Origin of the sequence: Sphingomonas sp. PvP018 (assembly GCF_017876865.1) — a bacterium.
Lineage (GTDB): Bacteria > Pseudomonadota > Alphaproteobacteria > Sphingomonadales > Sphingomonadaceae > Sphingomonas > Sphingomonas aerolata.
In genome coordinates this window covers 42,537-57,129 of sequence record NZ_JAGIOU010000002.1, presented here as the reverse complement: position 1 = coordinate 57,129, position 14,593 = coordinate 42,537, and the positions used below count along the sequence as shown (strand labels likewise).

Genomic DNA, 14,593 nt, shown 5'->3' with positions numbered 1-14,593 from the left:
AGCAGCATGCCAGTCATCAGCTTCGTGTCGCCGAAAGGCGGGGTGGGCAAGACCACCGCGACATTGTTGCTCGCCGGAGAGTTGGCGGAGGCGGGGGGTACCGTACGCCTGATCGATGCTGACCCGAACCTTCCGCTGGTCGACTGGGGCCAGTTACCGGGACGACCGGATGCGATAACTGTCGTCGGGTGCCGCGACGAAAACGCGATCATCGATGAAATCGAGCGGGGCGCGTCGGAGGCGCGCTTCACACTCGTTGACCTCGAAGGCGCGGCAACCGCGACCGTCACGTTCGCAATCGCGCAAAGCGATCTGGTGATCATTCCTTGCAAGGGGTCGCATCTGGATGCCACCCAGGCTGCCCGCGCTATCAAGCTCGTCAAGCAGACGGCGAGAGGCACCAAGACAGAGATCGACTATGCGATCCTGTTCAGCCAAATCCCGCCAGCGCTGCGCTCGAACAATCAGAAGGACATCGCGGAGCAGTTCAACGATGCTGAAATTCCGGTCCTTCCGGTCATGATCTACAATCGCGAGGCCTATCGCGCGATGTTCGCCGCCGGTGGAACGCTTCGCACAATCAACGACAAAGGCGTCGGTAACATGAAGGCAGCGCTCGAGAACGCCGAGGCTTACGCGGCAGCGGTGATCGCAAGGCTGCGTAAGGCGCGTACCGTGAAGGAGGCAGCATGACCCGGTCCCGGCTCGATCTCTCGGGGTTCGATGATACGCCCCCGAACAAGGATCCAGCCAAGCTACGCGAGATCAGCGACGGGGCCGGCTTTCCGTCGCGTCCCGCTGTTCCGGCTGTAGCGGCCCCGCCTGTAGCGGCGCCCGTGCCTCAAGAGCGTCCCCAAGCCGGGACATTCCAACGGCCGCCACGCGTAACCGGCAATCGCAATATCGCGATCAACGTGAGGGTAGATCCCGAAACCGCTGCGAGACTTTATGCTCTTCGCGACGCGGACCCGGCACGCAAGCGCGTGCTCGCCGACGTCGTAGCAGATGCGGCGCTCTTGCTTTACGAGCAGGAGATTGGCGGGGCTGCTCCATAGGTAGGGCAGGGGCCTTGCATGGCCGTTAGCGCGGCGACGCAACGCAATCCTGGTTGACCGCCCGCGCGGCGCAGAACCTCGTTTAAGGCGGCCCCACAATCGATGGATAGGGCGTGATACCCCGCTTGGCACGACCGAGACGGCGCCCGAAACACCATACGAGCCGTGCCCGTGTGCCGCGGCGCAGGGGCGAGCCCCGGCCGCCAACACGGCGCAAGCTATGGCCGGTGTGCAGGGGAGGGGGGCAGCCTGATCTGGCGCCGTCAATCTGCTTTCGGGTATCCTGCTCGGCCGCGCTGAAGCGAGCGCCGGCCGTCCGCCCCCGTCGGTGCAACACCCAGACAGGCCGTGGCTGCCGAGATTGGGGAACCGCTGCGTTCGATCCCAGCCAATGCCCTTACCGCATAGAATGGCGGATCGAAGGTCATCCCTTGCCCACGCTAGGTTCGATCAAATCCCATCGGTTTCCGTATAGGTCTTCGAAGACCGCCACCGTGCCATATGGTTCATGGCGAGGCGCTTCGACAAAACGGATGCCCCGCTGAGTGTAAGCGAGGTGGTCACGGGCAATGTCGTCTGTTTCGAGAAACAGGAACACGCGACCGCCGCTTTGATCGCCGATCGCCTCACGTTGCCGGTCGCCAACCGCTCGCGCTAGTAACAGTCCGTTCGCCGCACCATGCGGCGCGACCACCACCCACCGCTTGCCATCAGTCAGCACGGTATCTTCACGCAGTTCGAAGCCAAGCTTCTGAACGAAGAAGGAGAGCGCGGTGTCATATTCGTCGACAAGGAGAGCGGTCAGGTTCACGCGTTGAGGCATCCGACGAGGCTGCCCTAATCTGGATGCCAGGCCAACGCCGGCTTCTCGTCTGGAGGGTTGATCGGGAAGCCTAGCCAAGCGACGCAAGCTGGCTTGCCACCGCTTTGCCGCCGTGTTTCGAGATAGCCGTCGCGATTGCCCGGGCATCCGCTTTGTCGATCGCTGCAATTTTAACGCGCTCGAGCGCTGCGGTTAGAACCGGACGACCAGCGTCCCGAGCCGTCTGCTCCGCCGCCTTTGCCTGTTCGTCCAGATGAGCAAGTTCCGCTTTTAGAGCTTCCCGCCGAGCCTCGATTGCTGCGAGATCGACGGCGTTTCTCGTTCGGGCCATTCTTCGAATCCGGTTCCAATAGAGAACAACTTAGGAGGTTGCGGGCAATCCAGGAAATAGCAGTTAGCGGTGCCTAATCGTGCAAACGCCTTGCACCGCCACCACAAGGCCGAAAGCTACTTGTCGCAAGCGCACAGTCAATCCCTTTTCACCTCCGCGTCTGGAGTGATTTAGCTCCAAAGAGATTGTTGTTTCATGAGGATAGCCAATTACTAGGGATGGCAGGATATGCCTCACGGCACCAATGTTTAACATTGGCTTGTGGGGCGCCGCTGCACGGGGCTTTTGGGATGAATGTAGGCCTGCGATTGAAGGACGAGTTGGTCGCCGAGATCGACCGCGTTGCCGCAGCGAACGGGCAGAACCGCAGCAGCTGGATGGCAAGCGTGCTGGCCAACGCCGTGCTGGCCCCTGGGAACGATGACATCCCGGTGCTGCCAATTCAGGGCAGGGGGCATCCCGACGACCTCGTTCGCGTCACCGTCCGGCTCGACCGGAGCGAGGTCGAAGGCATCGACACCGTAGCGGCGCCGATGAAGATGACGCGAAACGAATGGATCAAACGCACGCTTCGCTGGCAGCTTTGGGACAAGGCGGGCGTGCTGAGGCTGGCTCCGGCCACCCAGGCTGAGATCGTCAAATTGCGCAAGCAGGTGCTTCTGATCGGCCGGAACATCAACCAGGCGGTCCATGCGATGAACGCAGCGAACCAGCCTGAAAGCTCGCTCGACATTGCCCGCATCGCCGGTCCGTTCATCGAAAAATGTGAAGAGCTGAACGCGCTGCTGTTTAAGACCCGGCTGACGCTCTCGGCCACGATCGGGGCAGAGGTCAGGTACTGGACCGAAACCTACCGAGCGTCAGGAACGTGAGCTTCCGCTTCTCTTCCGGGACGATGGACTCCATGGCGGGCGTCTTCGCGCCTCCCAAGAAGTACCGCCTCGGGACCGGGGGCGGTAATGCCAAGGGTCCGAAAACCGGAGGCACGATGCTCGGGCTGGCCGTTGCGTCGATGTTCCCGAAGGCCGCATCCTCCCCGGCCACGTCCCGTCCCAGTGCGCAGGCGAAGCACGCTTTCGGGGGCGGATCGCAGGCCCGGATGAACGGCCGTGCCATAATGACCGCGGATCGCACATCACGTCGCGTTCCAGAGGTCATGGTGCGGATCACGGGGCGCCAGCATGGCGGCGGACACGTCCTTGCCAACTTTGCCTACATCAGCAGGCTGGGTCACGGTCCCGACGAAGAACTCGGGCTTGAAACGAGCGAGGGCGTCGTGCTGCGCGACGGACGCGACATGCAGATACTCGCGAAGGATTGGCATGACTTCGAGATGGACGGGGACGCCCGACGCAAAGGTGCGACGTCCATATCCATGATCCTTTCGATGCCGACGGGGACCGAACCGGAGCGTTTGAAAGCGGCAGCCCTGGACTTCGCACGCGAGGCGTTCGCGAACCGGTCGTGGGTTGCCGGTCTCCACGTCGATCGCGATCATCCCCACGTTCACCTCACGATCGCACGTCGCGATTTCGACGGGCGCCGCTTTCATCCGGACCGGGATGATCTGTTTCGATGGCGGCAACGCTTCGCCGAGAAACTCCGCGAACGCGGCGTCGAGGCCAACGCCACGCCGACCAGAGCGCGCGGTATCGACCCCGCGCATGAACACATCGCGGTACGGAAGATGCGCGACAAAGGGCAGGTTCCGCAGATCGATACGGGCCGCGCCGAGCGCGCCCGGCGCCTTCGCGACCAGGGTATTTCCGACCCGGTCGAGGCCGTTCTTGCAAGTCGGCAGGCCATCGTTCGCGCGACCTATATGCGATCCGTCGCGGAGCTGTCGGCTTCGCCTTCCCTTGCCGATCAGGTGGTGGCACAGAGCCTCGGGCGGTTCGTCGCGGCATTGCCGCCGCCCGAGCCCAACTCCGCTCGGGCAATGCGTGCTGCTTCACCGTCCCGCAAGCGCGGCGCGATCGTTGATGTTCGGACGCGCCCCGCTGTTGCGGATCCCGGGCCTGATCCGATCGCCGCCGCGCTGGAGCGTTCTCGCGTCATGCGTGGAAAGCTGGAGGCCAAGCAAGCACTCCGGGAGAGTCCCGAGCGGACCGAAGACACGCGGCATGAACGCCGACCTTCGGGGGTATCCGAGCGCCTTCGCTCGCTTATGGACGAGGCTGAACGGCAGGCCACGGCACCGACGCCAAGCAAGCCGGAGGAGGTCCTTCGCGAGATATTGGATCGTGATCGCGCAACTCGCGACCACGCGCGTTCACCCGATAGGGATGGGCCAGAACGATGAGCACGGACCAGGTAAGCGTTGCCCTGGCAGGCGTTCTGGACGCGTTGACGCTCGTGCAGGAGCAGCTCGATGCGCTGACCGAAAGCGGCCAGCGCATCGAGGCGACAAACAGAGAGATCATCCATAGGCTCGACACGATCGACGCAGGCCAAGCCGCGGTGACGGATCTGACGCCGATCCTCGAGATGATCCTAGGGCGATCGATCGACGATCGTGAGATCATGAAGGCGCAGCTTGGTACGATTGCGGCGGCGATCGGCTTTGCCCATGCCGCGGCTAATGGTAACGGGGCACCGCTGCCGGTCGCAGTAGCCAGCGATCCACTTCTCGAGCGCTTTATCCTGACCCAGCCTGCGGATCTAAAATCGAAGGAACGGGCTTTGACGGACTGGCGCAACGCCGCGTCGGCCACCACCACCGCGGAGCTTATTTCTTTCCTGAACCATCAGCAGCAGCCCTCGCCAACGGATACCCCGGAATCCCGGGTCCTGCGCTACCGCCTGGTGGCAATTACGCGGGCCGAGATCAAGGGGAGGGGGGCCGCGCCGCCAGGACTACCGGACACCACGGTTGCGGTCGATCGAACGGCCTCGGCTTGCATGATCCGCTCCCACCAACTTGCCGGCCTATGGCGAGCAGGGGAGAGCGCAGCGCTGTACAGCGAACCCGAACTGGCAGGCGCAATAGATCTCTTCGACGATGCGGAGCGCAGACTGGGGTCTGCGGCTGGTGTGGATTTTCCACCCGAGCTCGTTGCGCTTCACAGCGATCTAGCAACCCGCATCGAGGCAGGCGATCGGCCGCGCATTGGTGACAGTGGCCCGGCTTACAGCAACGAACGTGCGACTACGGTCGAGGCCAGCAAGGACCGTTAGAGGGCGTCCGGTAGATTGGATCGGCGGCTTCCGACCATTCCAAGTCATTCCGCGTCCAACGCGTAAATGTCCGGTCACGCCGAAACCGGTCATAGTCCGCATTCAAGCTGCCGGACGGGCTTGCACCCCGATCATTGCGTTTCTCGACCGGATTACCGTGGACGTTTGGTTGCAGCTGACGGTCCGCGTCCACAACGCGCTCAATGCGCTCGAACCTCAGCCATTCCGGGGCTGGCTGCTTGGGCGAAGGAGAAGATCGGCTCGGTCATTGTCCCGCTGCTCCGCAGGCATGGTGTCGAAGTCGGTTGAGGGGCAGGATCACCCATCTCGACGACGCAGGAGATAGACGCTGAGCGCGCTGGCGGCGGTGACCACCAGCTCGGCCTCCTCGAATTGCGGTTGGCGCCCCTCGAGGATGTGGCGCCCCTGCTGCGACGTGAATCCCCAGAGCTTCTCGACCGCCTGATCGAGCGGCGCCGGTAGGTTAAGCCGCCTGATGGCCGGCCCGAGTGTGTCTGTCGTCCCGCCCACCTCGCGCGCGACGCATTCCAACGCCGCCATGGCGTGTTGGATCGCGCCGGTAACGTCGGCATGGGGGCGGCGCGAGATATCGCGCAAGGCCTCATGAACCTCGTTCGCCGCGGTCGGCGCGCCGTGCTGCCGCATCACCTCGGTCGCATGTCCGGTGGCGAGCGCGAAGGCCTCTGATCCGCGTGCGATCAACGTCCCGTGCTTCATCTCCCAGCCCACACCCCGCTCGCGGAAAAGCTGGTTGAGCTGCGCTTCGAAGCGGGCCTGCTGCGTGCCGGTAAAGTCGCGCGTGCCGATTTCAGCGTAGAGGCGTTCGGCAAAGTCATACACGCGATACCATGGCGCTTGGTCGATAAGCCCCGACACCTCGCACTCGACATTGCTCGCCGACCAGTTGTTCTGGTTGGGCCGCCGCAGCAGAACTTGGCACAGAATGTCGCGCATCACGCCGGGGCCAAGCTCAGCACCGTATCCCGTCATCAGGATTCCGTCGCGGACCGCAGTCGGCGCGTCTTCGCGGATCGTGATTTCGGCTTCTGGAGCTTGGTAGCCGAAGCGATCGGAGAAGGAGGAGCCGGAATTGTTCATGCGGCACGTTACCAGATCCGTCGGCGAGCTCCCGGCCTATTTGGCGGCGGCCGGTTCGTCCTCGGCCCAGACAATGTTGGGCGTCGCCATGATCCGACCGCCTATACGGAATTTATTCATTGTAGGCAGCAGCGCACGGGCCAGCTTGCGATCGGGGGGAAGGAGCCCAACGGGGCTTACATAGACGTCGCTGCGGTGGATCATGAGGCCGCGCAGCGGCAGCCATCCGGGCTCGCCGAGATTGCCGATCAAACCGCGGCGTAGCGCGTTTGTCACAATATCGACCAACTCGAGCCCGGGCTCCGGTTCGCTCGAGAAGCGAAAGCTCTCGCCATACATCTTCTGCAGGTCAATGCCGGCGCCCCGGCTGCGATCAGCGGGCGGCGCGACGTCGCGGAGATATTCCGGGAGGTCGTCAAAGATGAAGCGACGAAAATGGCGGTAATCGCCGCCGGGGAGCATCGCGCCGGGTTTCACCAGCGACATGGCCTGCAGCCAGATCACTAGCGTTCTGGACCACCAGTCCTCCCAGTTGGTGACGGCACCGGGATTCTTGGCGTCGATGACCCAGTGGAATTCGCCGAGTTCCTTCGGGAAGCGCTGGCAGTGGTAGACGATCATGTCTTGCATGACGTTGTAGAGGAGGTCGATCGTTACCGCGCCCTGAATATAGAGCTGGTCGGAAAACCCGGCCATGCGCGCCTGCAGCGCGGCAACGCTATCGCGCAGTTCCTGGGTATGGCCATCGGTGAGGTTGGCAGCGAGGCCAGTGCTGCGTCTCTCGCGGTGTTTAGCGATGTCCTCGGGGCTGTGGTCGGCGAGGTCAATCATCGAGGCGCAGAACAGGGCGCCGCTGATGCGCAGAAGCTCGATCACCGCCGCAACCTGGCGCTCGTCGAGCAGGCTACCTTTCACTTCGCCCTTTCGTGTGGGCAGGTTCGAGCGGAGCCGCCCATATTTCTTGAACAGCTTGGGCAGGCGGTGTGAGGGCATGATGAGAGCGCCGAGTGTCGAGACCGCCGGCGCGTCGGCCCCCACTCCAGTGAACGTCCCCGACTCATCGATAAAGATATGCACAAGGTCCTCCTTGTTGAGGACAATAAGCCGGTTCACGCGCCAGCGCGATCACCACGACCGAGACCAGCTTGCTATCTGCGGGCAAATCCGCGCGGCGGGCTCGGTCACCGCGCGGGAGAAAACCCACTCTACGCGGCCGCCTGCCGACGGGCCCACCCCATCAACTTCATGAAACGCGGATCGGTTTCCAACGCCGTTTTGCTTTCCGCGAGACTTCGCAACATGGATATAAGCGAACTCGGGACACCGTCTTCGGCAACAACGGCGTCAAGAAGGGTCAGCACGGCGCCCGGCGCGGTTTCATAGAACGCCTTCGCATCTTCGTCGCGGCCGAGGTAGCTTTCGATCTCCCACGTGTCGAGGGGGCCCAAGGCCGGCGCTATGGCATCGGCGGCTTCGGGAAAAGCCCCGGCCGTATGGAGCGCCAACCTCACAAGATGCAGACTGGCGCCGGCCGATCGGCTGGCCGGATCTAGCGGCCATATCTGTTTAAATAGCGGGCCAATGCGCTCCCGCCAAAGATCCGCAGCGCTACCGTCCATCTTCTCGATCGCCTCAGAGAGCCAATATGCAGCACTGCTGCGAACCTCTTCTGCTGATCCGGCCAACGCGCGCCTGACTTCGACGCTGGTAATCTCGGGAACGGGCGTGGTTGCGACCTGAGCCCATAGCAGCGGTGCTACCATCCACTGGGCGACGGAATCGATCGAGCGATCGAGCTCCAAATGGCTGCCGGCTTCGAGCAGACCTGCCTTCAGGGCTGTATAAAGATCAGGTTGAGGAATCTGTCCGCGCAGCAACACGGACCAAGCCGCTGGCGCATATGGAGACGTCCAAACCGTCAAAGGGAGCAACCATTGTGTCGTCCACGCCCTATGTTCACTGAACAGAGCCCTCACGCCGTCCATCGCGGCGGCCGTTCCAAGGAAACCGAGCTCACCCTCGGCGGAGACTAGGCGCTCAAGCCGCGCCAGGATGGCAAGCTGGTCATCGGCTGCTTCGCCCTCCCGCACCCTTTCGTATTCTTCGAGCAGCAGCGTTCCAATTTTACCCTCCGCGCTGTTTAGCATGCTGAAGACGACGTCCCGTCGCGACTGATCCTCGACCGGTCCCGCATGATTCTCGACTACTGCAAACAGGCGATCCCAGACCGAAAGAAGTGATGTCGTCGAAATCGAAAGGGTATCGCGCTTTCGAAGGAGCCAATCCGCGACCGCAGTATACGGCTCGAATTGAAAATCCGGCTGGGTTATCGCGTCCAGCGCCAGTTGCTGGATGTCTTCTCTCGGTGTTGCGGTGATGGACCAGAAAAACGACTGCCATGCGCCAGCGCGATTGCTGCTCGTCGGATCGTCCGCGAGGAGAGCAGACAGGGCACTCTGAGGCTCGGCATCGCAGTACAGTCGCCATAGATCGCCTTGTGCAAACGGGTCGCGACCGACGACCTCTTCGACCCGATTAAGAACCTCGTCGGCGGGCGTGTCGGCGAGCAAACTTAGGTCTCCTTGGTGACCCACTGTCCGGACTCCGGACGACCAAACCCGGAAATCGTCCTCCTCGCCATCGGACTTCCAGGTAGGATGCTCGCCTTGGAGTTGCGCTAATGCGTCTGCCGCAAGCGGCGACATACCAACATCCGTACCCTCGATCCGGGCGAGGCGGATGAACACGGCATTGTCTCGCACCGATGCGATCTGGTCAGAATCGCCGTCAGCTATCAGGAGCTCGCGTGGCAAGCCGGCGCAGATACGTTCCTCCACCCTCGCCCGATCCGCGGCGACAACGCTGGGCCACCGATGGACGAAAAGCTGCATGGTTTCGCGCCGGGCGTCGCTGAGCCAGAAGTCTTCGTCGGACAATGTCAGCAGATGCTCCGCAACGTCCGACGACGAGAAGAATGGCTGTCTCAAAGCGTGAAGCCCCATCCGTCGGAGCAGGAGATACGACGATGCCAGCCACTCAGTTGCCAGTGCTTTTGCTGCAACTGGTCGAACACCGGCCTCCCTATCCCAAATGTCGATCACTGCACGTACGATCGAATAAAACCCGTCGGGGTGCTGGTCTTGGAAATGGCGTGAAACCGATTTGACGTCGCTGCTCGCCGCATAAAGGGTGTCCGTATCTGCCGCCTCTTCGAGCGCATCCTCCAGCTCACGCATGAGCGCGCGGATCAGGCTCGAGCGGCCATCATCGGGCCAGTGCGCAACCAACTCGTCGATCTTGTCGAGCGATCCGGGGCCCCAGTCGATCCGCAGGACGTGTCGCAAAGCCAGCGTTTCGGGGGTAGGTTCGTCCTTCAGGCCTGGCCATCGAAAGACGTGACCGATCCCGATCTGTGGCCGGAGACACGACAGGACGTCGCGCTTCGTACTTAGAGAGAAATCGCCCTCGCTAATGGCTGCCTTCGCCCGAAACCAGCGAAGACCCACATCACTGTTGAACGCATAGCGCCGCGTGGCAACCCGAACGATAAGCTGCCAGGCGCGATGGAGCACCGGATGCAGATCAACCGATTTTCGATTTCGCCAGCCCAAGATCCGTTCAATGGCGCCCAGAGTCTCTGGTGAGAGGGGAAGATTTTCGGCTGTCGCAGCCGGCATGTTACGATCGTTCAATCGCGCAACGATCCAACGGTACGGCGAGATAGCGTTCGTTCGAAAGACGTCTGCCTTAACGAGCGGCGCTGCCCATTTCGGATCCGGGTTTATCTCGCCAAGGAGCTCTCCTGCATCGCCGCCGCTCAGCAACCAGCGGAGCCGCTGCCAATCACCCTCGCTGACCTCGTCTGGATCCTGCCCCAGTATCCGGCTGGCGTGCCCCAGGCGCCATCCGGTTGGATCTGCCGCGAACCCGGCCCACGTCGATATCGTCTCGTAGAGCGCGTCGTGATCTTTGGAATCGCGAGAGTCGTACGTGATCGCCGTCGCGCCCTTGGCCTCCCAGATCGCAGCAATCCGTTCCCTGCATGGACCGTCTGGGGCCGAGGGAACAAACGCGAAGATTTCGCGGATATCGGGGTAACGCTCTCTGTCCGCCGTTAGCACCTCAAGGATGTAGCGCATCGGGGGATCGTCGGCCCCATAGCCAAGGATCACGATGGTTGTCGCGCGTGCGAGGTCATAGACATATCTCGCCGCCCAGCCTGAACGGAGATAGGCTTCACCAAACTCAGCACTGTTCAGTACCAAGGAGGTGCGCGAGAGGCCCAGGTCACCATCGGCAATTCGGCCATGCAGATGAAGGACGCCGGTAAAGTCAGTGCCAAGCGGGGGAGGCAGATCGGCGCCCGCGCGACTCGCGACTTCCGCAGGACCAGCCCGCTCGAAGAGGGTGTCGAAGTTGGTCGTGACGATGCGTCGCCGCATCTCGGGATCGCGCGAGAGGGTCCACACGTCCTGATGGGCTGGAAAGGGACCAAGCGGCGGCTGCAAGTTTTTCTCGATCGTCGTCGTCAGCAGCCCTTCGGCTCGGATCCGAGAGGCCGTGTCGGTGCCCCGTAAACGTTTGGAAAGAGCAAAAAGAGCGCGATCAAGTGCCGCGGGGCCCTTCACCTCGCCGTCTTTGTCGAGACCCATCGCGTCTTCTTCGGCGGCGTATCCTTCCCAGCTCTCACCAAGATCAGCGTAGATGTCCGTGGTGAGCTTGTAGAATGATGGAAGGCCGTACCGTTGCGAAATGCCAGCGCCGCATAGGAATATAACTTCGCCCCTCTCTTGGAGGGCAATCAATCGATCCGGAATATCGGCGGTATCGTCGGACAAGCGCATTCAGCGTAGATCGCCTGATGCTCCTGCGGTGGCAAGACAAACTCGACCCCGGCTCACCGACGTTGCTCGCTCATTGCATGGACCACTCGTAGATCACGACAACTGGTTGCCGGATCAATGTGGAGCTGGGAGAGCGTCATGCGGCACCCCACCGACCGCTTCTGGAAATAGCCGTCACTTATGGAGCACGTGGTCAACGGCAAAAATGTCCCACTTAACCCCCTTCGGGGCAACCTCACTCGTTCCCACTTTAAAAATCGATGAGACGGCATTCCCATTGGTTACGCAGGTTTGCCTCGCACCACGAGGACGCCGTCGAAGAGCTTGGCGAGACGCTCGTTTGGCGGAACGGCCAAGGCGGCGTTGATCGCCGCCTGGTTCAACCCACGCCGACCCGTTGCAGTTGCTTTGTCGGTTGCAACGGATCCCGACGTCGACGCGGCGCCTGGCGCCGACGGGGCGGGATTGAAGTCATCGGGGGCCTGCGTGGCCTCGATCACGCGGAGGCTGTTAGCAGCGACCGCCGGGTCGACGCGGATCTGGGGCATCTCGGGGGCCGGTATCTTGGTCCGCGCCGAGAGCTTCTTCTCGTCATAGTAGCGGACCTTCTTTCCATAGGTCGCGTACATGCCTCGCCGGAAAACGATCAGATCGTCCTCCGGCAGCAACTCGACTTCCTGAGGGAGCATCAGCGGCCGGCGCTGATCGGAGTCCGAAGTGGAGCCGCCCCCGCCACCCCACGTTCCCATCGAGCGCGAGCGAGCCTTAAACGTGTAGCTGCCGAGCTGGTCCGAAATCTTCTTCGCTTCGGCCAAACCGGCCGGACGAAGCACGAGCCGCACTGCGCAGTTTCGCTCGATGTCCGCCGCCACCTTGTCTCCATAGACGCCCTGAATCTGTTCGAGCGACTGGAACGCCGGCAGCATCCGCAACCCGTAGCCGGCGACATAGCTGAAGGCGTTCGCGAGCACGGTGCATTTGCCGAGGCTCGCGAACTCGTCCAGGGCGAGCAGCACCTTGATCTGATGCTTGTCGCCCTTCGGCAGTTCGCGGACGTTGCGATCGATGAGTTGCTGGAAAAGCAGGCCGTAGATTGGCGCAACCCGCTCGAGGTCATCCGGCGACACGCCGAGATAGAGCGAGATCCGCTTGTCCCGAAAATCGCTTAGGTCGAAATCGCTCGTCGAGGTCGCCGCATCGACATAAGGATTCAGCCAGCCGTTGATCTTGGACGTAACCGACTGGCGCAATCCAGAGAACGTGTTCGCCGACGAGCCGGTATAATCCTTGATCGCCGAGACGCACCCTTCTGACAGGGGCTTTCCATCTCCTTTGCGATCAGCAATAATTTTCGGGAAACGCCGCTGCGCATCACCGGCTGCGAACTGGCGGTACACCTCGCCGAGTGTGAAGGGGAGTGCGTCCTCTCCATCATCGACGGTCGCGGCGATATAGGCGGTGATACCTAGGAACGCGGTTCGTGCGCCTTCAGCCCAGAACTTCTCTCCCGTGAGCGGATCGGGGTAGAGCATCGCCGCGATCTTCTGAAGCTCGTTTATGACTTCCACCGGGTCGCGCCGGTTTATGTAGCTCAGCGGATTCCACCGCACGGTGCGGCCGGTGGGATCGAGCGGGTTGAAGAGCAGTACCTGCTGCCCAAGCACCTTCAGCCGATAGCCTGCCGTGTTGTCGTAATTCTCCTGCTTGATGTCGAGTACGACGAGAGAATCGAGCCAGTCGAGTAGGTTCGGGATGATGACGCCCACGCCTTTGCCGGCACGTGTCGGGGCCTCGAGCATCACATGCTCGGGCCCGCCGAAGCGCATCACCTTGCCACCGAACTTGCCCAGTACGATGCCGGCCGGGGCGAGCATCTTGCCATTGCGGACCTCGCCGACCCGCGCGAAGCGTGCCTCGCCGTGGAGCTTCTGCCGTTTGAACAGTGTGGAGACGATCGTGATGACCGTCAGAACCATGCCGATCCCGAAGCCGCTCAGGAACGGCTGGTAGACGATCGGGTAGCCTTTCAATGCCCAGAGCGCGGCCGGCACCTTCCGCCAGGGGGTATGGACGTTGAGGAGGTGGGCATGCCACAGGACGGCAAGGGCGCCGATCATGGTGCTCACCGCCAGGCCGATGATGCCGAGGAACGCGATCGCGCCCGGCTGCGACCCTTCGTCGCTTCGCACCCACTTCCCGTTCATGCCGGCACCCTCTTCAGTCGGTCGGCCTGCTCGCCGGATCGAACCATACTTCTGTCATGCGATAGCGCGCGGGTTGGCCCTCGCCGGGTGGCAGGCGGTGCATCTGCACGACGATATCGACTAGGGAACGCAGCAGCGCCCGGATGTCGTGGCGGTCGAGATCGTTGCCGCCTTCCGATTCCTTCACCAGCAGCGTCAGCTGCTCGAGCGCGCCCTCGGCCGTATTTGCGTGGACCGTGGTGATCGAACCGGGATGACCGCTGTTGACGTTGCGCAGGTAGAAGAAGGCGGTGCCGTCCCGCAGTTCCTGGAGAAGAATGCGATCGGGCCGCATTCGCAGCGCCGATTCCAGCAACTCCTTGGCGCCCGCCTTCTGGAGGCTCTTCCCGTCCTTGGCGTACATCATGTGGACGTGGTTGCGCTGGGGAACGACGAGCTCGCGTGTGTCCTCGATCGTCAGGATCCGCTCATAGTCCGGAATCAACTTGATGAGTCCCTTCGAGAAGCTCGTCTTGCCGGAGCCTGTCGCGCCGGAAATGAGAATGTTCTTGCGGGCTTCGACCGCCAGCTTGAAAAAGGCACGCCAGTCGCCCGCCTCGCGCAGTCGCAGCAGATCGGGGTCGACCTCCTCGTAAAGGCCTTGCGCGCGGACCTCACTGAACAGGCCGGCACGTTCGAAATCGTCGATGTTCATCGTCACGCCCGACGCTTTGCGGATCGTGATCGAGATGAAGCCTTGCTCGACCGCCGGGGGAACGACGACCTGCGCGCGCTCGCCGCCCGGCAGGACCGAGGAGCATATCGGATATTCGGAATTGATGTCCTGCTTGGTCAGCCCCGCGATCAGCTTCGCCAGCGTCATGAGGGCCGCATTGTCGAGTGCGGGCTCCTCATGCCACTCCCAGCCATTCCGAGTCTCGAGGCCGATTATCCCCGGCTCGTTGATGACCAATTCGGTCACATCGTCGCGCAGAAGGTGCCGTCGGATCGGCTCGGCATTATGCTCGTAGATCAGCGACGTCGGACTGGATGCCACGGCC

At 62.4% G+C, this 14,593-nt stretch carries 11 protein-coding genes; 4 read left to right on the top strand and 7 right to left on the bottom strand.

The window, feature by feature from the left end:
* Positions 1-6 precede the first annotated feature (6 nt).
* Positions 7-693: a ParA family protein gene (locus J3A66_RS18370; protein WP_209570619.1), complete on the top strand. Its 687-nt coding sequence runs from the start codon at positions 7-9 to the stop codon at positions 691-693.
* Between the two features lie 786 nt (positions 694-1,479).
* Here the strand turns inward: J3A66_RS18370 and J3A66_RS18365 are convergent.
* On the bottom strand, positions 1,480-1,878 hold the full coding sequence (locus J3A66_RS18365) for a VOC family protein (RefSeq protein ID WP_209570618.1): 399 nt from the start codon (positions 1,876-1,878) through the stop codon (positions 1,480-1,482).
* Positions 1,879-1,948: 70 nt separating this feature from the next.
* Positions 1,949-2,209 carry a hypothetical protein gene (locus tag J3A66_RS18360; protein WP_209570617.1) on the bottom strand — a complete coding sequence of 87 codons (261 nt, stop codon included), beginning with the start codon at positions 2,207-2,209 and terminating at the stop codon, positions 1,949-1,951.
* Between the two features lie 308 nt (positions 2,210-2,517).
* Between J3A66_RS18360 and J3A66_RS18355 the strand changes: the two genes are divergently transcribed.
* Genes J3A66_RS18355 through J3A66_RS18345 form a run of 3 tightly spaced genes read left to right on the top strand, consistent with a single transcriptional unit; the run spans position 2,518 to position 5,386 of the window.
* Complete coding sequence (locus J3A66_RS18355; protein WP_348634097.1) at positions 2,518-3,081, top strand: hypothetical protein; 564 nt, start codon at positions 2,518-2,520, stop codon at positions 3,079-3,081.
* Positions 3,078-4,511, top strand: coding sequence for a relaxase/mobilization nuclease domain-containing protein (locus tag J3A66_RS18350; RefSeq protein ID WP_348634096.1), 1,434 nt, complete (start codon positions 3,078-3,080; stop codon positions 4,509-4,511). Before J3A66_RS18355 ends, J3A66_RS18350 begins: the two co-directional genes overlap by 4 nt.
* Positions 4,508-5,386: a hypothetical protein gene (locus tag J3A66_RS18345; protein ID WP_209570616.1), complete on the top strand. Its 879-nt coding sequence runs from the start codon at positions 4,508-4,510 to the stop codon at positions 5,384-5,386. The genes J3A66_RS18350 and J3A66_RS18345 overlap by 4 nt, the downstream gene beginning before the upstream one ends.
* A gap of 318 nt (positions 5,387-5,704) precedes the next feature.
* Here the strand turns inward: J3A66_RS18345 and J3A66_RS18340 are convergent, their stop codons facing one another.
* The 5 genes from J3A66_RS18340 to virB11 all read right to left on the bottom strand — a co-directional run bounded on the left by J3A66_RS18340 (position 5,705) and on the right by virB11 (position 14,589).
* A complete protein-coding gene (locus tag J3A66_RS18340; RefSeq protein ID WP_209570615.1) occupies positions 5,705-6,505 on the bottom strand; it encodes a hypothetical protein in 801 nt (266 codons plus the stop codon).
* Positions 6,506-6,541: 36 nt separating this feature from the next.
* Positions 6,542-7,582, bottom strand: coding sequence for a hypothetical protein (locus J3A66_RS18335; protein ID WP_209570614.1), 1,041 nt, complete (start codon positions 7,580-7,582; stop codon positions 6,542-6,544).
* A gap of 128 nt (positions 7,583-7,710) precedes the next feature.
* Entirely contained in the window at positions 7,711-11,349 is a 3,639-nt protein-coding gene (locus J3A66_RS18330; RefSeq protein ID WP_209570613.1) for an SIR2 family protein, read from the bottom strand.
* A 281-nt stretch (positions 11,350-11,630) separates the two neighbouring features.
* On the bottom strand, positions 11,631-13,553 hold the full coding sequence (locus J3A66_RS18325) for a type IV secretory system conjugative DNA transfer family protein (RefSeq protein ID WP_209570612.1): 1,923 nt from the start codon (positions 13,551-13,553) through the stop codon (positions 11,631-11,633).
* Between the two features lie 13 nt (positions 13,554-13,566).
* The gene (gene virB11 / locus J3A66_RS18320; RefSeq protein WP_209570611.1) at positions 13,567-14,589 is read right to left on the bottom strand and encodes a P-type DNA transfer ATPase VirB11; all 1,023 of its coding nucleotides are present in this window, start codon (positions 14,587-14,589) and stop codon (positions 13,567-13,569) included.
* Positions 14,590-14,593: the final 4 nt, after the last annotated feature.